At 60.3% G+C, this 19754-nt stretch carries 15 protein-coding genes; 9 read left to right on the forward strand and 6 right to left on the reverse strand.

Annotated features, from left to right (window positions below; all coding sequences use genetic code 11):
- Positions 1-70: 70 nt before the first annotated feature.
- A complete protein-coding gene (locus tag AB4O40_RS26405; RefSeq protein ID WP_056721880.1) occupies positions 71-811 on the reverse strand; it encodes a phosphoadenylyl-sulfate reductase in 741 nt (246 codons plus the stop codon).
- A gap of 173 nt (positions 812-984) precedes the next feature.
- Between AB4O40_RS26405 and thrH the strand changes: the two genes are divergently transcribed.
- Positions 985-1593: a bifunctional phosphoserine phosphatase/homoserine phosphotransferase ThrH gene (thrH, locus tag AB4O40_RS26410; protein ID WP_056721882.1), complete on the forward strand. Its 609-nt coding sequence runs from the start codon at positions 985-987 to the stop codon at positions 1591-1593.
- A 94-nt stretch (positions 1594-1687) separates the two neighbouring features.
- On the opposite strand, the gene pabB is transcribed toward thrH, so the two are convergent.
- From pabB to rloA, 4 genes are all read right to left on the reverse strand, one after another.
- A complete protein-coding gene (gene pabB / locus AB4O40_RS26415; RefSeq protein ID WP_409078458.1) occupies positions 1688-3031 on the reverse strand; it encodes an aminodeoxychorismate synthase component I in 1344 nt (447 codons plus the stop codon).
- 145 nt (positions 3032-3176) lie between these two features.
- On the reverse strand, positions 3177-4163 hold the full coding sequence (locus tag AB4O40_RS26420) for an alpha-L-glutamate ligase-like protein (protein ID WP_056721886.1): 987 nt from the start codon (positions 4161-4163) through the stop codon (positions 3177-3179).
- Complete coding sequence (rloB, locus tag AB4O40_RS26425) at positions 4163-5698, reverse strand: osmotic stress tolerance membrane protein RloB (RefSeq protein WP_056721888.1); 1536 nt, start codon at positions 5696-5698, stop codon at positions 4163-4165. Before rloB ends, AB4O40_RS26420 begins: the two co-directional genes overlap by 1 nt.
- Positions 5699-5703: 5 nt before the next feature.
- Positions 5704-6240, reverse strand: coding sequence for a retropepsin-like aspartic peptidase RloA (rloA, locus tag AB4O40_RS26430; RefSeq protein ID WP_056721890.1), 537 nt, complete (start codon positions 6238-6240; stop codon positions 5704-5706).
- 297 nt (positions 6241-6537) lie between these two features.
- Here rloA and AB4O40_RS26435 point away from each other — a divergent pair, with 297 nt between their 5' ends.
- The 6 genes from AB4O40_RS26435 to prpD all read left to right on the forward strand — a co-directional run bounded on the left by AB4O40_RS26435 (position 6538) and on the right by prpD (position 15042).
- Positions 6538-7257, forward strand: coding sequence for a GntR family transcriptional regulator (locus tag AB4O40_RS26435; protein WP_056721891.1), 720 nt, complete (start codon positions 6538-6540; stop codon positions 7255-7257).
- Positions 7254-8144 carry a methylisocitrate lyase gene (gene prpB, locus AB4O40_RS26440; RefSeq protein ID WP_007971535.1) on the forward strand — a complete coding sequence of 297 codons (891 nt, stop codon included), beginning with the start codon at positions 7254-7256 and terminating at the stop codon, positions 8142-8144. The genes AB4O40_RS26435 and prpB overlap by 4 nt, the downstream gene beginning before the upstream one ends.
- Before the next feature lie 42 nt (positions 8145-8186).
- Positions 8187-9314: a bifunctional 2-methylcitrate synthase/citrate synthase gene (gene prpC, locus AB4O40_RS26445; protein WP_046042905.1), complete on the forward strand. Its 1128-nt coding sequence runs from the start codon at positions 8187-8189 to the stop codon at positions 9312-9314.
- 203 nt (positions 9315-9517) lie between these two features.
- Positions 9518-12112 (forward strand): Fe/S-dependent 2-methylisocitrate dehydratase AcnD, encoded by a 2595-nt coding sequence (acnD, locus tag AB4O40_RS26450; RefSeq protein WP_460057316.1) that lies wholly within the window; start codon positions 9518-9520, stop codon positions 12110-12112.
- 64 nt (positions 12113-12176) lie between these two features.
- Positions 12177-13367 carry a 2-methylaconitate cis-trans isomerase PrpF gene (prpF, locus tag AB4O40_RS26455; protein ID WP_223542329.1) on the forward strand — a complete coding sequence of 397 codons (1191 nt, stop codon included), beginning with the start codon at positions 12177-12179 and terminating at the stop codon, positions 13365-13367.
- 190 nt (positions 13368-13557) lie between these two features.
- Positions 13558-15042 carry a 2-methylcitrate dehydratase gene (prpD, locus tag AB4O40_RS26460; protein WP_056721898.1) on the forward strand — a complete coding sequence of 495 codons (1485 nt, stop codon included), beginning with the start codon at positions 13558-13560 and terminating at the stop codon, positions 15040-15042.
- Between the two features lie 135 nt (positions 15043-15177).
- Here prpD and ppsR read toward each other — a convergent pair whose 3' ends face one another.
- Positions 15178-15996 carry a posphoenolpyruvate synthetase regulatory kinase/phosphorylase PpsR gene (gene ppsR, locus AB4O40_RS26465; protein ID WP_056721900.1) on the reverse strand — a complete coding sequence of 273 codons (819 nt, stop codon included), beginning with the start codon at positions 15994-15996 and terminating at the stop codon, positions 15178-15180.
- A gap of 174 nt (positions 15997-16170) precedes the next feature.
- Here ppsR and ppsA point away from each other — a divergent pair, with 174 nt between their 5' ends.
- Both ppsA and AB4O40_RS26475 read left to right on the forward strand, forming a co-directional pair.
- Complete coding sequence (gene ppsA / locus AB4O40_RS26470) at positions 16171-18546, forward strand: phosphoenolpyruvate synthase (RefSeq protein WP_056721904.1); 2376 nt, start codon at positions 16171-16173, stop codon at positions 18544-18546.
- 208 nt (positions 18547-18754) lie between these two features.
- The gene (locus AB4O40_RS26475; protein WP_056721906.1) at positions 18755-19744 is read left to right on the forward strand and encodes an alpha/beta fold hydrolase; all 990 of its coding nucleotides are present in this window, start codon (positions 18755-18757) and stop codon (positions 19742-19744) included.
- Positions 19745-19754 lie beyond the last annotated feature (10 nt).

The following is a 19754-nucleotide window of genomic DNA, read 5'->3' on the forward strand; positions in this document are numbered from 1 at the left end:
CCAGTCTTGAAACCGGGGAGCGGCCATCGCGAGCAGGCTCCCACAGAGGGGGATTTCACAAGGCTTGGGATCAGGCTTTTGACTTGCTGATGATATTCCCCGCATGCAGCCCGCATTCCTTCTGCGTCGCTTCTTCCCACCACCAGCGGCCTTCGCGCTCATGCTGGTTCGGCAGTACCGGGCGGGTGCAGGGTTCGCAGCCGATGCTGATGAAACCGCGTTCGTGCAGGCTGTTGTACGGCAGTTCCAGCATGCGGATGTAGCCCCAGATCTCTTCGCTGGTCATTTGTGCCAGCGGGTTGAACTTGTACAGGGTGCGTTCCGGTGTGGAGAACGCGGTGTCGATTTCCATCACCGCGACGGCGCTGCGAGTACCGGGGCTCTGATCCCGACGCTGGCCGGTGGCCCAGGCCGTCACGCTGGACAGCTTGCGGCGCAGCGGTTCGATCTTGCGGATGCCGCAGCATTCACCATGGCCATCCTTGTAGAAACTGAACAGGCCTTTCTCCTTCACGAAGGGTTCAAGTTTCGTGTAGTCCGGCGACACCAGTTCGATGTCGATCTTGTAGTGCTCGCGCACCTGATCGATGAAGCGGTAGGTCTCGGGGTGCAGGCGGCCGGTGTCGAGGCTGAACACCTTGACGTTCTTGTTCAGCTTCCAGGCCATGTCCACCAGCACCACATCCTCGGCGCCGCTGAAAGATATCCACAGGTCATCGCCAAACTCGGCAAATGCGAGTTTCAGAATGTCCTGGGCGGACTTGTTGGCATAGGTCGTGGCGAGTTCCACGACGTCGAACGTTGGGCTCATCAGGGCGGCTTCCTACAGGTCGGTGGCGCTGGGCGCTCTATATGGGGTCGATGGTAACAAAAAGCTGCGCGGGCCGGGGCATCCTCTGCGTTGCGCAGGCAGGCCCGAGTCGCTAGAGTTCGGCAATCTTTTTGCTCGCTCGACTCAATAATCAATACAAATGGGAGTGTCTTGTGGAAATTGCCTGTCTGGATCTTGAAGGTGTGCTGGTTCCGGAAATCTGGATCGCCTTCGCCGAAAAAACCGGGATCGAATCCCTCAGGGCCACCACCCGGGACATTCCCGACTACGACGTGCTGATGAAGCAGCGCCTGCGGATTCTCGACGAGCACGGTCTGAAGCTCTCCGACATCCAGGAAGTGATCGCCACGCTCAAGCCGCTGGACGGCGCCATCGAGTTCGTCGACTGGCTGCGCGAGCGCTTCCAGGTAGTGATCCTGTCGGACACCTTCTATGAGTTCTCCCAGCCGCTGATGCGCCAACTGGGCTTCCCGACCTTGCTCTGCCATCGCCTGATTACTGACGACACCGGGCGAGTCACTGACTATCAACTGCGTCAAAAAGATCCCAAGCGTCAGTCGGTCCTGGCCTTCAAGAGCCTCTACTACCGGGTTATCGCGGCGGGGGATTCCTACAACGACACCACCATGCTGGGCGAGGCCGATGCCGGGATTCTGTTCCATGCGCCGGACAACGTGATTGCACAGTTCCCGCAGTTCCCGGCGGTGCATACGTTCGAAGCGCTGAAGCAGGAGTTCATCAAGGCTTCGAATCGCTTGTAGGAGCTGCCGCAGGCTGCGATCTTTTGATCTTGATCTTAAAAAATCGAAAGATCGCAGCCTCGTTTCACTCGACAGCTCCTACAGGGGTAGGGTTTCAGAGGTTCTGCAGAGTTTCGAGCAACACCTTCACCTTGGTGATCGACTCCTGATACTCAGCCTGCCACTCCGAGTCCGCGACAATCCCGCCACCGCCCCAGCAACACACCTGCCCGTCCTTGACCAGCAAACTGCGGATGGCGATGGAGCTGTCCATCTCGCCGCGTACATCGAGATACAACAACGAACCGCAATACAGTCCGCGCCGGGTCGGCTCCAGTTCGTCGATGATCTGCATGGCGCGAATCTTTGGCGCGCCGGTAATCGAGCCGCCCGGGAAGCTGCCGGCGATCAGGTCCAGAGCGTCGCGCTCATCCGCCAGTTCACCGGTGACGCTGCTCACCAGGTGATGCACGTTCGGATAGCTTTCCAGGCTGAACAGTTCCGGCACCCGTACCGAGCCGGTGCGGCAGGTGCGACCGAGGTCATTGCGCAGCAGATCGACAATCATCAGGTTTTCCGCGCGGTCCTTGGGGCTGGCCAGCAATTCGGCGGCGTTCGCGGCATCTTGCCCGGGCGTCAGGCCCCGCGGGCGAGTGCCCTTGATCGGGCGGGTTTCCACGTGGCCCTGGCTGATTTTGACGAAGCGCTCCGGCGACAGGCTGAGTACGGCATTGCCATCAGGCAAGCTCTGGAAGCCGGAAAACGGCGTCGGGCAAGCAGCGCGCAGCGCGCAGTAAGCGGCCCACGAATCACCCTGGCAGGGTGCGCGAAACCGTTGGGCGAAATTGACCTGGTAACAGTCGCCGGCCTGAATGTACTGCTGGATGCGCTCGATGGCCTGTTGATACTCATCGGCGCTCAAGTCGGCAGTCATCGGGGTGAGCAGTTTGAAGGGCGCGACCTCTTGCGGTGCAGGCTGGCTGAACAGCTCGATCAGGCGCTGACACTCGCTGTCGGGCAGGGTCGGGTGGAACACCAATTGACTGGTCAGCGACAGGTGATCGCTGATCAATGCCCAGCTGTACAAACCGAAACGCGCGTCAGGCAGTTGCAGGTCGTCAAGGGCCTGGCTCGGCAGGCGCTCCAGATGTCGGCCGAAGTCGTAACTCAGGTAGCCGATCAATCCACCGGCAAACGGCAACTCGTAAGGTGCTGGCAGAGTGGCTTCGCCCAGGCGTGTCAGGTTATCGCGCAGGCGTTGCAGGAAAGCGTCGCCACTTTCGTCGGGCGATACCGTCAGTTGTTCCAGTGGCCAGGCGCTGAGCAGGTCATAGCGACCGCGGTCGGCGCTGGGGCGGCCACTGTCGAGCAGGACGGCGCCAGGGGCATGGCGAATCGCCGCGAAATATTCGGCGGGGTTGGCGCGATAGGGCAGCGGGTGTACGGAGCAGGTCAACATGGGCGGGGGAAGTCAGCCATCGAGGCGGGGTGGCGATTGTAGACCTCTGTAGGATTTGGTCCTAGAGGGATGTCGGAAAGAGGCATATTGGTAACGGCCGAAATGTAACTCTGTGGCGAGGGAGCTTGCTCCCTCGCCACAGGGATCAGCCTTCGACCGCGGGAATATGCCCAAACATCTCCTGCACAAACGCCACGCGTTCTTCGACCGTTTCGGTCACGCCACGGGCCTTCAGGTCTTCCAGTCGCGCCTCGACCGCATGCGTACGCAGCGTCAGGCCGCAGTCATTGGCAATCTGGATATTCAGCCCCGGCCGGGCGTTGAGCTCCAGAATCAGCGGGCCTTTTTCCTGGTCCAGGACCATGTCGACACCGATGTAGCCCAGGCCGCACAACTCATGGCAGCCAGCGGCGAGTTTCATGAAACCGTCCCAGTAGGGCAGTTGCACGCCATCTACTGCGTTCGTGGTGTCCGGGTGTTTGTTGATGATGTTGTTCAGCCAGGTGCCGCGCAGGGTCAGGCCGGTGGCCAGGTCCACGCCGACACCGATGGCGCCCTGGTGCAGGTTGGCCTTGCCGTTGGACTGGCGCGTCGGCAGGCGCAACATGGCCATCACCGGGTAGCCCATCAACACAATGATGCGGATGTCCGGCACGCCTTCATAGCTGATGCTCTTGAAGATCTGGTCCGGAATCACCCGGTATTCGATCAGCGCCCGGTCGCGGTGACCGCCCAGGGAGTACAGGCCGGTCAGGATGCTGGAAACCTGGTGCTCGATTTCCTCATGGCTGATGATCCGGCCGGATACCGTGCGATAACGTCCTTCAAAGCGGTCGGCGATCACCAGGATGCCATCACCGCCAGCGCCCTGGGCCGGCTTGATCACGAAGTCACTGCGTGCGCCGATGATCTCTTCGAGATTGTCGATTTCCTTCTCGGTGGAAATCACCCCATAGAGTTCCGGCACATGAATGCCGGCGGCGATGGCGCGTTCCTTGGTGATGATCTTGTCATCGACGATCGGGTACAGGCTGCGCTTGTTGTACTTGAGCACGTAGTCTGCGTTGCGCCGATTGATCCCCATGATGCCCCGGGCTTCCAGGGCCTTCCAGGTCTTCCAGAGGCCGAACATCAGGCGTCAGCCTTTTTCAGGAAGGCCTTGAAACGCACCAGTTCAGTCAGGCGATAACCGCGATAACGACCCATGGCCAGCATGAAGCCCACCAGGATCAGCAGGATCGCCGGGAAAGTGAACACGAAGTACACCAGTTCCGGCACGGTCATGATCAGGTGCGCCAGGGATGCGGCGAACAGGGTGCCGATCGCCACTTTCATTGCATGGCCACCGCCGCGTTCTTCCCAGGTGATCGACAGGCGTTCGATGGTCATGGTCAGGATCACCATCGGGAACAGCGCCACCGACAAGCCGCGTTCCAGGCCGAGTTTATGGCTGAACAGGCTGATGGCCGCAATCAGCACCACCACGAACGTCAGCACCACCGACAACCTGGGCAGCATTTGCAGTTTCAGGTGTTCGAGGTAGGAGCGCAGCGACAGGCCCAGCGCCGTGATGATGGTAAACAGCATGATACCGAAGCCGAGCTGGGTTTCGCGGAAGGCCAGGGCTATCAGCACCGGGGTGAAGGTGCCCAGGGTCTGGATGCCGATCAGGTTACGCAGGATCAGGATCACCAGCACGCCGATCGGGATCATCACCATGATCATGAAGGTCTGCTGGGTTTGCAGCGGCAGGCCGTACAGCGAGTACTCGAGGAAGTTGGCGTCGGTGTTTTCGTCGGTCAGCTTGGCCAGGCGAATGGCGTTCATTTCGCTGTTGTTCAGGCTGAAGGTCACGTTGGCTTTCTTGCCGCCATCGACGGTGATCAGGTTTTCGTCGCCGCTCCACCACAGCAGGCGGTCGGTCGGCAGGCCCTGTTCACCGGTTTCCGGGTTGAAGTACAGCCAGTCGGTGCCGTTGAAGCTGCGCAGCCATAGTTCCGGCATTTGCGGCTGGTCGGCCACCAGGCGGATGGTGTGGACCTTCTCGATTGGCACGTGGGCGATGGACAGCAGCAACTCGACGATTTTTGCCTTGTGCGCCGCGGAGGGATCACCGGCCAGCAGCAGTTTCACGTTGTCGTCGTTGGGGTTGTTGACGCGCTTGATGGCTTCGCCGACGAAGGTTTCGACGTCGGCCGAGTGCTGGCGAATCGGTGCGAGCAGGGCTTCGGCGGCGATTTTTTCCGGGCCTTCGATGGTCATGCTGTCGCGAAAGGTCGGGCCTTTGATCTTGGCTTTTTCACCGGAATAACGCTTGGTCAGCACCAGGCGGTAATACAGCGTCTGGTTGCCTTTGGCCCGGCGTGCCGACCAGGTGACCTTGCGGTTGCCATCGACCCGGTTCACCGCCACGCCGTAGTTGTTGGAGATGAAGCTCTCGTTGAGGCTCACGAAGTCGCGGCTCAGCGGAGGCACGAACATCTGGATCTTGACCGGGTCCTTGGCGCTGGCGACGAACTCGACCTTGGCGTCGATGTTCCACAGGTCGTCGGTGGCGTCTTCGGTCACCGGGATGCCCAGCACGAAGATCTGATAGGCCGTAACTGAAATGCCCAGCACCACCAGGATGGCGATCAGCAGTTTCAGGTGAAGGGTAAGAGAGCGCATTTGAATTACTCGGCGGTATGAGCGTCGGTGGTGCAGGCAGGTTTGCCGGCAGCATATTTAAGGCTGGGGTCGACCAGTGCATCGAAGCGCTTGAGCGCTTCGGAGCCAATCAGTAGCGGGTATTGGAAAGCGCTGCGGTCGGTCAGGTTCACTTCGATGCTGCGCAGGGCCGAGCCCATGCAGATATCCAGTTCGATCACCGGGCGGGCGGTGTACTTCTTGCCTTCCTCCGGGTCGTAGTCGCCGGCCCGGCGCTTGATCTTGCTGACACGGGCCAGCGGGCGTTCGATCGGGTGCGAATGGGCGGCGTCGATGGCCAGGTAAAAGCGCACCCATGATTCGCCATTGCGTTTGAAACGTTTGATGTCCCGGGCGCTCAGGGAAGCGGTTTTCGCCCCGGTGTCGAGTTTGGCCGCCACTTCCAGGTCGATGCCATTGAGCGATGCGTACTCATTGAGGCCATACACGGTCTTTTCCCCGGCCATTGCGAAGCCGGGCAGGCAAAGTAAATAAAGGAAGCTTGGGAAGGGCTTGAGTCTCATAAATCCTGGTGCGCAGCGGTCCGACTTGATTCAAGGCCCTGGCATCGCTGCGCAAGCTCCCTCGTATGCCTGGCAGGGTTTTATGACAGGCAGTGCAGATGTGACAAACAAATGCGGGCGGCATTCTAGCACGGTGGTTTGGTGGCGCCAGCGCTGGCCGGTGGCTATAAATAGACGGGTTGCTTCGTTGTGGTGCAACCGGTTATCAGAAGATTGTCGACAATATCTATTTATCCTTTGACTGATTCGCCTGTATTCGTTAGTTTTTACGGCATTGGCTTTCAAGGTGTCGACAATATGCTGGATCAACTCGATCCCCCGGTTTCTACGCAAGACGATACGGAGACGCTTTCCGAGAACGTCTTCCGACGCATTCAGGCGGCTATCGTCAAAGGCGATATCGCGCCGGGCAGCAAAATTTCCGAACCGGAACTGGCGCGTACCTACGGCATCAGCCGTGGCCCGTTGCGCGAGGCCATCCACCGTCTGGAAGGCCAGCGCCTGCTGGTTCGCGTGCCGCATGTCGGCGCACGGGTGGTGTCGCTCAACCACGCCGAACTGATTGAGCTATACGAAATCCGCGAATCCCTGGAAGGCATGGCCTGCCGCCTGGCCGCCGAGCGCATGAGTCTCGAAGAAATCGACGAACTGCGTCGGGTCCTGGAAACCCACGAGCGCGATGAGGCGTTTCAGGCCGGGAGAGGCTACTACCAGCAGGAAGGCGATTTCGACTTCCACTACCGGATTATCCAGGGCAGCGGTAACCGCACCCTGACGCAAATGCTCTGCGGCGAGCTGTATCAACTGGTGCGTATGTACCGCATGAAGTTTTCCAGCACGCCCAATCGCCCACACCAGGCGTTCGCCGAGCACCACCGAATTCTCGATGCCATCGCCGACCGTGACGGTGAACTGGCCGAGTTGTTGATGCGCCGTCACATCGGCGCCTCCAAACGCAACATCGCCCGTCATTACCAGGACGGCGCCAACCCGACAGCCAAACGAGGTGAGTCATGAGTTTGAACAAGAGCACTCCAGGCCAGCGTTTCCGCGATGCGGTCGCCAGCGAGCATCCATTGCAAGTGGTCGGCGCGATCAACGCCAACCACGCGCTGCTGGCCAAGCGCGCCGGTTTCAAGGCGATCTACCTGTCGGGTGGCGGGGTGGCTGCCGGCTCCCTCGGCCTGCCGGACCTGGGCATCACCGGCCTGGATGACGTACTGACCGACGTGCGCCGCATCACCGACGTCTGCGACCTGCCTTTGTTGGTGGACGTGGACACCGGTTTCGGTTCCTCGGCCTTCAACGTGGCCCGTACCGTGAAGTCGATGATCAAGTTCGGCGCGGCGGCGATTCATATCGAGGACCAGGTCGGCGCCAAGCGTTGCGGCCACCGTCCTAATAAAGAGATCGTGACCCAGCAGGAAATGGTCGATCGCATCAAGGCGGCGGTCGATGCCCGTACCGACGACAGCTTCGTGATCATGGCCCGTACCGACGCCCTGGCGGTGGAAGGCCTGGAATCTGCCCTGGATCGCGCCGCTGCCTGCATCGAAGCCGGCGCCGACATGATTTTCCCGGAAGCCATCACCGAACTGGACATGTACAAGCTGTTCGCCAGCCGCGTGAAAGCGCCAATCCTGGCCAACATCACCGAATTCGGCGCGACGCCGCTGTACACCACCGAGCAACTCGCCGCTGTCGACGTGTCGCTGGTGCTGTACCCGCTGTCGGCCTTCCGCGCCATGAACAAGGCCGCGGAAAACGTCTACACCGCGCTGCGCCGCGATGGCACGCAGGCGAATGTCATCGACACCATGCAGACCCGCATGGAGCTTTACGATCGCATCGACTACCACACCTTCGAGCAGAAGCTCGATGCGTTGTTCGCCGCGAAGAAGTAAGTCGAATAACTCCCTAATAAATTCAAGAAACTGGAGGCAGAAATGGCCGAAGCAAAAGTACTCAGTGGCGCCGGGCTCCGTGGCCAGGTTGCCGGGCAAACCGCACTGTCCACCGTGGGCCAGTCGGGTGCCGGTCTGACCTATCGTGGTTATGACGTTCGTGAACTGGCGGCTGACGCACAGTTCGAAGAAGTGGCCTACCTGCTGCTGTACGGCGAACTGCCGAGCAAGGCACAACTGAATGCCTACATCACCAAGCTGAGCAAGCTGCGTGACCTGCCGCAGGCGCTCAAGGAAGTGCTGGAGCGCATCCCCGCCGACGCCCACCCGATGGACGTGATGCGCACTGGCTGCTCGTTCCTGGGTAACCTGGAGCCGGAGAACAACTTCTCCGAGCAGCACGACAAGACCGACCGCCTGCTGGCCGCGTTCCCGGCGATCATGACCTACTGGTATCGCTTCAGCCACGAAGGCAAGCGCATCGATTGCGTGAGCGACGAGCAGTCCATCGGCGGCCACTTCCTGCACCTGCTGCACGGCAAGAAGCCGAGTGAACTGCACGTCAAGGTGATGAACGTTTCACTGATCCTCTACGCAGAGCACGAATTCAACGCGTCGACCTTCACCGCGCGTGTTTGCGCATCGACCCTGTCCGATCTTTACTCTTGCATCACCGCAGCCATCGGCTCGCTGCGCGGTCCGCTGCACGGCGGCGCCAACGAAGCGGCGATGGAAATGATCGAGCGCTTCTCGTCGCCGGAAGACGCGATCAAGGGCACCCTCGGCATGCTCGAGCGCAAGGACAAGATCATGGGCTTCGGCCACGCGATCTATAAGGACAACGATCCGCGCAACGAAGTGATCAAGGGCTGGTCGAAAAAACTCGCTGACGAAGTGGGCGACAAGGTGTTGTTCCCGGTGTCCGAGGCCATCGACAAGACCATGTGGGAGCAGAAGAAACTGTTCCCGAACGCCGACTTCTACCATGCCTCGGCGTACCACTTCATGGGCATCCCGACCAAGTTGTTCACACCGATCTTCGTCTGCTCGCGCCTGACCGGCTGGGCCGCCCACGTGTACGAACAACGTGCCAACAACCGCATCATCCGTCCAAGCGCCGAGTACACCGGCGTTGAACAGCGCAAGTTCGTACCAATCGAACAACGCTGAATGGTGGAGGTCGGCACCGGGATCTGAAATCAACGCAGATCCCTGTGGGAGCGAGCTTGCTCGCGATGACGGGCTGACATTCAACATCAATGTCGGCAGTTACATCGCTATCGCGAGCAAGCTCGCTCCCACAGTGGATGGTGTGAACTTCAAGTCTGGTGCCAGGCCCCACCTTTTGTAACTACCGTGACCGAGTCCTGACGATGAACACTGAATTTCGCAAATCGCTGCCCGGCAGCCACCTGGATTACTTCGACGTCCGCGCGGCAGTCGAGGCGATCCAGCCTGGCGCCTACGACACCCTGCCGTACACCTCCCGTGTGCTGGCGGAAAACCTTGTGCGTCGCTGCGACCCGGCCACGCTCACCGAATCCCTGAAGCAATTCATCGAGCGCAAGCGCGACCTCGACTTCCCGTGGTTCCCGGCCCGCGTGGTGTGCCACGACATTCTCGGCCAGACCGCTTTGGTCGACCTTGCCGGCCTGCGTGACGCCATCGCCCTGCAAGGCGGCGATCCTGCGCAAGTCAACCCGGTGGTGCCGACCCAACTGATCGTCGACCACTCCCTGGCCGTCGAGCGCGGTGGCTTCGATCCGGAAGCGTTCGAGAAGAACCGCGCCATCGAAGACCGTCGAAACGAAGACCGGTTCCACTTCATCAACTGGACCAAGAAGGCGTTCAAGAACGTCGACGTGATCCCGCCAGGCAACGGCATCATGCACCAGATCAACCTGGAGAAAATGTCTCCGGTGATCCAGGTGCGCGACGGCGTGGCGTTCCCTGACACCTGCGTCGGCACCGACAGCCACACCCCGCACGTCGATGCGCTGGGCGTGATCGCCATTGGTGTCGGTGGCCTGGAAGCCGAAAGCGTGATGCTCGGCCGCGCCTCGTGGATGCGTCTGCCAGAAAGCGTTGGCGTCGAGCTGACCGGCAAGCTGCAACCGGGCATCACCGCCACCGACATGGTGCTGGCGTTGACCGAATTCCTGCGCAAGCAAAAAGTGGTTGGCGCATGGCTGGAATTCTTCGGCGAAGGCGCGTCAAGGTTGACCCTTGGCGACCGCGCGACCATCTCCAACATGGCTCCGGAATACGGCGCCACCGCGGCGATGTTCTACATCGACCAGCAGACCATCGACTACCTCAAGCTCACCGGCCGTGAAGACGAGCAGGTGCAGTTGGTCGAGAACTACGCCAAGACCGCAGGCCTGTGGGCCGACAGCCTGAAGGGCGCGCAATACGAGCGCGGCCTGACCTTCGACCTGTCCTCGGTGGTGCGCAACATGGCTGGCCCAAGCAACCCGCACGCCCGTGTCGCGGTTTCGGATCTGGCGGCCAAAGGCATCTCCGGCCAATGGGAAGACGTGCCTGGCCAGATGCCGGATGGCGCGGTGATCATCGCCGCCATCACCAGCTGCACCAACACCAGCAATCCGCGCAACGTGATCGCCGCCGGCCTGCTGGCGCGCAACGCCAACAAGCTCGGCCTGACCCGCAAACCATGGGTCAAATCGTCCCCGGCACCGGGTTCGAAAACCGTCGCGCTGTACCTCGACGAAGCCGGCCTGACCGATGAGCTGGACAAGCTCGGCTTCGGCGTCGTGGCCTTTGCCTGCACCACCTGCAACGGCATGTCCGGCGCACTGGACCCGGTGATCCAGCAAGAGATCATCGACCGCGACCTGTACGCCACTGCCGTGTTGTCCGGCAACCGTAACTTCGACGGCCGGATTCATCCGTACGCCAAGCAAGCGTTCCTCGCTTCGCCGCCACTGGTGGTCGCTTACGCCATCGCCGGCACCATCCGTTTCGACATCGAAAAAGACGTGCTGGGCGTGGTCGACGGCAAGGAAATCCGCCTGAAAGACATCTGGCCGAGCGACGAAGAAATCGACTCGGTGGTGAAGGCCTCGGTCAAACCTGAGCAGTTCCGCCAGGTCTACATCCCGATGTTCGCCATCCACGAAGACACCGGCCCGAAAGTCGCGCCGCTGTACGACTGGCGTGAAATGAGCACCTACATCCGCCGTCCGCCGTACTGGGAAGGCGCGCTGGCCGGCGCTCGTCCGCTCAAGGGCATGCGCCCGCTGGCGGTACTGCCGGACAACATCACCACCGATCACCTGTCGCCATCCAACGCCATCATGCTCGACAGCGCCGCCGGCGAATACCTGGCGAAAATGGGCCTGCCGGAAGAGGACTTCAACTCTTACGCGACTCACCGTGGTGACCACCTGACCGCGCAGCGTGCGACCTTCGCCAACCCGAAACTGTTCAACGAAATGGTTCAGGAAGACGGCAAGGTCAAGCAAGGTTCGCTGGCCCGCGTCGAGCCGGAAGGCAAAGTGATGCGCATGTGGGAAGCCATCGAGACCTACATGGATCGCAAGCAGCCGCTGATCATCATTGCCGGTGCCGACTACGGTCAGGGTTCGTCCCGCGACTGGGCAGCAAAAGGCGTGCGTCTGGCCGGTGTCGAAGCGATTGCCGCCGAAGGCTTCGAGCGCATTCACCGCACCAACCTGGTGGGCATGGGCGTGTTGCCGCTGGAGTTCAAACCAGGCACCAACCGCCATACCCTGGCGATTGATGGCAGCGAAACCTACGACGTCATCGGTGAGCGCACCCCGCGTGCCGAGCTGACGCTGGTGATCCATCGCAAGAACGGCGAGCGCGTCGATGTGCCGGTGACCTGCCGCCTCGACACCGCTGAAGAAGTGTCGATCTACGAGGCCGGCGGCGTGTTGCAACGCTTCGCCCAGGACTTCCTCGAAGAATCGGCGGTTGCCGTCTAAAACGCTGCACAGGCATGGGACTTTGAGTCCCATGTCTGTTTCTGGATTAGGAGTAACGAGCACCATGGTTCACGCACCGCAGATCAAAATTCCCGCCACCTACATGCGCGGCGGCACCAGCAAAGGCGTGTTTTTCAGTCTCAAGGATTTGCCTGAAGCGGCCCAGGTTCCAGGCCCGGCCCGCGATGCCTTGTTGCTGCGCGTGATCGGCAGCCCCGATCCGTACGACAAGCAAATCGACGGCATGGGCGGCGCGACCTCCAGCACCAGCAAAACGGTGATCCTGTCGAAAAGCACCCAGGCTGATCACGACGTCGATTACCTGTTCGGCCAGGTTTCCATCGACAAGCCTTTCGTGGACTGGAGTGGCAACTGCGGCAACCTGACCGCGGCAGTCGGTTCGTTCGCCGTCAGCAACGGTCTGGTCGATGCCAGCCGCATCCCGCACAACGGCGTGGCCGTGGTTCGCGTGTGGCAGGCCAACATCAGCAAGACCATCATCGCCCACGTGCCGATCACCAACGGTGAAGTGCAGGAAACCGGTGACTTCGAGCTCGACGGCGTAACCTTTCCGGCCGCCGAAGTACAGGTTGAATTCCTCGATCCAGCAGCGGATGAAGAGGGCGGTGGCGGTTCGATGTTCCCGACCGGCAACCTCGTGGATGACCTCGAAGTACCTGGCGTCGGCACCTTCAAGGCGACCCTGATCAACGCCGGCATCCCGACGATTTTCGTTAATGCCGAAGACATCGGCTACAAAGGCACTGAGCTGCAAGGCGCCATCAACGGCGATCCGAAAGCCCTGCTGATGTTCGAAACCATCCGCGCTTACGGCGCGCTGCGCATGGGCCTGATCTCGAACGTCGACGAAGCGGCCAAGCGGCAGCACACGCCGAAGGTGGCCTTCGTCGCCAAGCCGGCGGATTACGTATCGTCCAGTGGCAAAGCCATTGCGGCGGGTGATGTCGACCTGCTGGTGCGTGCGCTGTCGATGGGCAAGTTGCACCACGCGATGATGGGGACTGCGGCGGTGGCAATCGGCACGGCGGCAGCGATCACCGGCACGCTGGTTAACCTCGCGGCAGGCGGTATCGAACGCAACGCGGTGCGCTTCGGCCATCCGTCCGGCACTTTGCGCGTCGGCGCAGAGGCCAGCCAGGTCAATGGCGAATGGACCGTGAACAAGGCGATCATGAGCCGCAGTGCGCGGGTGTTGATGGAAGGGTACGTTCGTGTACCGGGTGATTCTTTCTAACCAACACAAACCCTGTAGGAGCTGCCGAAGGCTGCGATCTTTTGATCTTGATTCTAAAAAACAAAGTCAAAAGATCGCAGCCTTCGGCAGCTCCTACAGTTGATCTGATTTCAAAACAAGAAAGCAGTGATACACCGAGATTCCTGAGCCGAGGTCCCATCAACGACCCACTTCATAGAGTGAATCGAACATGAGTGCCAACGTCGACCTGAACAACCGCCCCGACTACGACAAGGTCCTGCAGGACATTGCCGATTACGTCCTCAACTACAGGATCGAGTCAATTGAGGCGCTGGATACCGCGCGCAACTGCCTGATCGATACCTTGGGTTGCGGTCTGCTGGCCCTGCGTTTTCCCGAGTGCACCAAGCATTTGGGGCCAGTGGTAGAAGGCACTGTCGTGCCGTTTGGCGCCCGGGTGCCGGGGACCAGTTATCGACTCGATCCGGTGAAGGCGGCGTGGGACATCGGCTGCATCGTGCGCTGGCTCGACTACAACGACACATGGCTCGCGGCGGAGTGGGGGCATCCGTCGGACAACCTCGGCGGTATTCTCGCGGTAGCCGACCATTTATCACAAAAGCACCTGGCGAATGGCGTAGCACCGCTGACCATGCGTACAGTGCTTGAAGCGATGATCATGGCCCACGAGATTCAAGGCGTGATTGCCCTGGAAAACTCGTTCAACCGTGTCGGCCTCGATCACGTCATTCTGGTGAAAGTGGCCTCGGCCGCAGTCACCGCCAAGCTGATGGGGGCCAATCGCGAGCAGTTGTTGTCGGCGTTGTCTCACGCCTTTGCTGACGGTCAGGCATTGCGCACGTATCGGCATGCACCGAATGCCGGTTCGCGTAAATCCTGGGCGGCGGGGGATGCGTCCAGTCGTGGCGTGCGTTTGGCGGACATGGCGATGCGCGGCGAAATGGGTATACCCGGTGTGTTGAGTGCCAGGCAGTGGGGGTTTTACGACGTATTGTTCAGCCACAACAACAATGATCTGGCGCTCAAGCCTGAAGACAAACGTGCGTTCAGTTTCTCGCGACCGTACGGCAGTTATGTGATGGAAAACGTGTTGTTCAAGATCAGTTTTCCGGCCGAGTTCCATGCACAAACGGCCTGTGAGGCGGCGGTGATCCTGCACCCGCAGGTGCGCAATCGCCTGCATGAAATCGACAGGATCGTCATCACCACTCACGAGTCAGCGATTCGCATCATTTCCAAGGTCGGCCCACTGGCCAATGCTGCTGATCGCGATCACTGCATCCAGTACATGACTGCTGTACCGCTGGCTTTCGGCAATCTGGTTGCCGAGTACTACGAGGATGATTTTCACAAGGCGCATCCGATCATCGATGTGCTGCGCGACAAAATGGTGATTGTTGAGGAATCGCGGTTCACCCGTGAGTATCTGGAGCCCGATAAACGCTCCATTGCCAACGCGGTGCAGGTGTTTTTCAAGGATGGTTCGAGCACGGAAAACGTCGTCGTGGAATACCCGATTGGGCATCGTCGGCGTCGGGCTGAAGGTATTCCGTTGCTGGAGGAGAAATTCAGGGCGAACTTGCTGACACGATTCGCGGGGCAGCGCAGCGAGGAGATTTTCGCGCTGTGCAAGGATCAGCAGAGGCTTGAAGCGACAGCGGTGAACCGGTTTGTGGATTTGTTTGTGATCTAGGAGACCGCGTTATCGTTCTTCGCGAGCAAGCCCGCTCCCACAGGGGATCTGCTGTGAACACAAAATTTGTGTATGACAGAAATCCAATGTGGGAGCGGGCTTGCTCGCGAAAGCAGTAGATCAGGCGCCGGAGAGCTACTTGAACCGCCGCTCGACGCCTTTCTCCACAAGTATTTTCGCGGAGATTTCTTCCACCGAAAAATGCGTGGAGTTGATGTGCGGGATGTTTGCGCGGCGGAACAGGTTCTCGACCTCACGCACTTCGAACTCGCACTGGGCGTAGCTCGAATAGCGGCTGTTGGGCTTGCGCTCGTTGCGGATCGCGGTGAGGCGGTCGGGGTCGATGGTCAGGCCGAACAGCTTGTGCTGGTGGGCGCGCAGGGCGGAAGGCAGTTGCAGGCGTTCCATGTCGTCTTCGGTCAGCGGGTAGTTGGCTGCGCGGATGCCGAACTGCATCGCCATGTACAGGCACGTCGGCGTCTTACCGCATCGCGACACGCCCACTAGTATCAGGTCGGCCTTATCGTAATAGTGCGTGCGGGCGCCGTCGTCGTTGTCGAGGGCGAAGTTAACGGCCTCGATACGCTCCATGTAATTGGTGTTGGCGCCGATGGAGTGGGACTTGCCCACGGTGTAGGAAGAATGCTCGGTCAGTTCCTGTTCAAGCGGCGCCAGGAACGTCGAGAAAATGTCGATCATGAAACCATTCGAGGTTGCGAGAATCTCACGAATGTCCTGATTGACGATGGTGTCGAAGATAATCGGACGGAAGCCGTCGGTTTCGGCGGCTTTGTTGATTTGTTGTACCATGGCCCGCGCTTTGTCCACGTTGTCGATGTACGGCCGCGTGACTTTGCTGAAGGTAATGTTTTCGAACTGCGCCAGAAGGCTTTGACCCAGGGTTTCGGCGGTAATGCCGGTACCATCGGAGATAAAGAAAGCAGATCGTTTCATTTGCACCTTGGGCCTTAAGCTAGTGACGAATCTTGGATATGATAGGCGCGATTTGCCGGCCGCCATTGGCCCGCATTCTCACTTATTTTCCAGGTCCAGGCCATATAACCGGCAAATGCTCACTTAAGCAGCCGGTTTCTGAGCTTTTCCAACACAGTTAGTGGAGAGATCACCTTGGTAGAGTACGTAGTTTCCCTCGATAAGCTCGGCGTCCATGATGTAGAGCATGTGGGGGGCAAGAACGCATCCCTGGGCGAGATGATCAGCAACCTTGCAGGTGCCGGTGTATCGGTGCCCGGCGGCTTCGCCACAACCGCTCAGGCTTATCGTGATTTCCTGGAACTGAGCGGCCTGAATCAGCAGATTCACGATGCGCTCGATGCCCTGGACGTCGATGACGTGAATGCCCTGGCCAAGACCGGTGCCCAGATCCGCAAATGGATCATGGAAGCCGAGTTCCCTGAAAAATTGAATGCCGAAATCCGTACCGCGTTCGCCACGCTGTCCGCCGGCAACCCTGAGATGGCCGTGGCCGTGCGTTCTTCCGCCACCGCCGAAGACTTGCCGGACGCATCCTTTGCCGGCCAGCAGGAAACCTTCCTGAACATCCGTGGTGTCGAAAACGTCATTCGCGCCGCCAAAGAGGTGTTCGCCTCGCTGTTTAACGACCGTGCCATTTCCTATCGCGTGCATCAGGGCTTCGACCACAAGCTGGTGGCCCTGTCCGCTGGCGTGCAGCGCATGGTCCGCTCCGAAACCGGCACCGCCGGCGTGATGTTCACCCTCGATACCGAATCGGGCTTCCGTGACGTGGTGTTCATCACCGGCGCCTACGGCCTGGGTGAAACCGTCGTACAAGGCGCGGTGAACCCGGATGAGTTCTACGTCCACAAGGGTACGCTGGCTGCCGGTCGTCCGGCCATCCTGCGTCGCAACCTGGGCAGCAAGGCCATCAAGATGATCTACGGCGACGAGGCCAAGGCCGGTCGTTCGGTCAAGACCGTCGACGTGGACAAGGCTGAACGCGCACGTTTCTGCCTGACCGACGCCGAAGTCAGCGAGTTGGCCAAGCAGGCGATGATCATCGAGAAGCACTACAAGTGCCCGATGGACATCGAGTGGGCCAAGGACGGTGACGACGGCAAGCTGTACATCGTGCAGGCCCGTCCGGAAACCGTGAAGAGCCGCACCCAGGCCAACGTCATGGAACGCTACCTGTTGAAAGAGACGGGTACCGTGCTGGTGGAAGGTCGTGCCATTGGCCAGCGCATCGGCGCCGGCAAGGTCCGCATCATCAAGGACGTGTCCGAGATGGACAAGGTCCAGCCAGGCGACGTACTGGTTTCCGACATGACCGACCCGGATTGGGAACCGGTCATGAAGCGCGCCAGCGCGATCGTCACCAACCGTGGTGGCCGTACCTGCCACGCGGCGATCATCGCCCGTGAGCTGGGTATTCCTGCGGTAGTGGGTTGCGGCAACGCCACCCAGCTGTTGAAAGACGGCCAGGGCGTGACCGTTTCCTGCGCTGAAGGCGACACCGGTTTCATCTTCGAAGGCGAACTGGGCTTCGACATCAAGAAGAACTCCGTGGACGCCATGCCGGAGCTGCCGTTCAAGATCATGATGAACGTCGGCAACCCGGACCGCGCCTTCGACTTCGCGCAGCTGCCGAACGCCGGTGTGGGCCTGGCCCGCCTGGAGTTCATCATCAACCGCATGATCGGCGTGCACCCCAAGGCATTGCTGAACTACGACGGCCTGCCGCAGGACATCAAGGACAGCGTCGACAAGCGCATCGCCGGTTACGACGATCCGGTCGGCTTCTATGTCGAGAAACTGGTTGAAGGCATCAGCACCCTGGCGGCTGCGTTCTGGCCGAAAAAGGTCATCGTGCGCCTGTCGGACTTCAAGTCCAACGAATACGCCAACCTGATCGGCGGCAAGCTGTACGAGCCGGAAGAAGAGAACCCGATGCTGGGCTTCCGCGGCGCCTCGCGTTACATCAGCGAATCGTTCCGCGACTGCTTCGAACTCGAATGCCGCGCTCTCAAGCGTGTGCGCAACGAGATGGGCCTGACCAACGTCGAAATCATGGTGCCGTTCGTCCGTACCCTGGGTGAAGCGAGCCAGGTGGTCGATCTGCTGGCGCAAAACGGTCTGGCCCGTGGCCAGAACGGCCTGCGTGTGATCATGATGTGCGAACTGCCGTCCAACGCCATCCTGGCTGAAGAGTTCCTAGAGTTCTTCGACGGTTTCTCCATCGGTTCCAACGACCTGACCCAGCTAACCCTGGGCCTGGACCGTGACTCCGGCATCATCGCCCACCTGTTCGACGAGCGTAATCCGGCGGTGAAGAAGCTGTTGGCCAATGCCATTGCCGCGTGCAACAAGGCCGGCAAATACATCGGCATCTGCGGTCAGGGTCCTTCGGACCACCCGGACCTGGCCAAGTGGCTGATGGAGCAGGGCATTGAAAGCGTATCGTTGAACCCGGACTCCGTACTGGAAACCTGGTTCTTCCTGGCAGAGGGTCAGGCGCAGGCTTGATCCTGTAGGAGCGACGGTGCGGCGATCTGACCTGCTCGCGATGGACTGCAGAACAGCGCGTTTTTTCAGCATGAACGCGTTATCGTTGGCGACCATCGCGAGCAGGCTCGCTCCTGCAATGATTGGCAGTGTGGTCGGTGAACGCTGCCTTTGAGATTCAAGCAGGGCGGGCTCCATCTGGATGCCGCCCTTTTTTGTGCAAGAGATTATGCAAAGCAGCAGCAACCTATTTCCTGTCGCCCTGATCAGTGCCGAACGGCGCGGTGATCTGAGCGAAGATGTCTATCGATTGAAACCCGGTAACAGCCCCGACTTCACTGTCGAACTGGCTGTGACACGCCTTGGCATGGCCGATGAGTCATCCTCCCGTGGCGTGCCGGTGATCCTGCTGCATGGCAGCTTTTCCAATCGCCGGTTCTGGTTCTCTCCCAAGGGCCTGGGATTGGGCGCTTACCTGGCTCGCCTGGGGTTCGACGTCTGGATTCCGGAAATGCGCGGTCACGGCCTGTCCCAGCGTAACCACGACTACCGCAAGAACCGTGTCGCCGACTACGCGCGCTATGACCTGCCGGCCATTGGCGCGTTCGTGCGCGAACAGAACGGGCAGGTGCCGCACTGGATCGGTCACTCGCTGGGCGGTACTACACTGGCCGCAGCGCTGGGTGGCGAGTACATCGGTGAGCCGGTCGTGGCCTCGGCGGCGTTTTTCGGTACACAAGTCAGCCGCACCTACTGGCCATTGAAGATTCCGCCAGTGGAGTGGAGTGGTCGCTTCATTCTCAAGCGCTTTGCCCAGTTGTCCGGCTCAAGGCTCAAGCGCGGTCCGGAGGACGAGCCTATCGGCCTGGCCCTGGAAAGCATGCGCTGGTTTGGCCTGTTCGGGCGCTTCGGTGATGCCGACAAGGACTGGTGGGCAGGCCTGGCCGAGGTCAAGTTGCCCGTGCTGGCGGTCAGTGCCGCGGGCGATCATCAGGACCCGGCGTGGGCGTGTCGCAAATTGTTCGAGCAGTTCGGCTCCGAGCACAAGCAATTCATCAACCTGGGGCGCGAGCAGGGCTTCGGCGACAATTTCGGTCACGTGGAAATGCTCGTCAGCAAGGCAGCCCAGGCTGAAGTCTGGCCTTTGGTGACGCGCTGGTTGGCTGATCAGCAGACACCTTTGCCAGGCGCGCAACAGGATTTGGCCGCGGCAATCTGAGCCTGACGCT

The sequence above is a fragment of the Pseudomonas sp. S2_F07 genome (genome assembly GCF_054668325.1).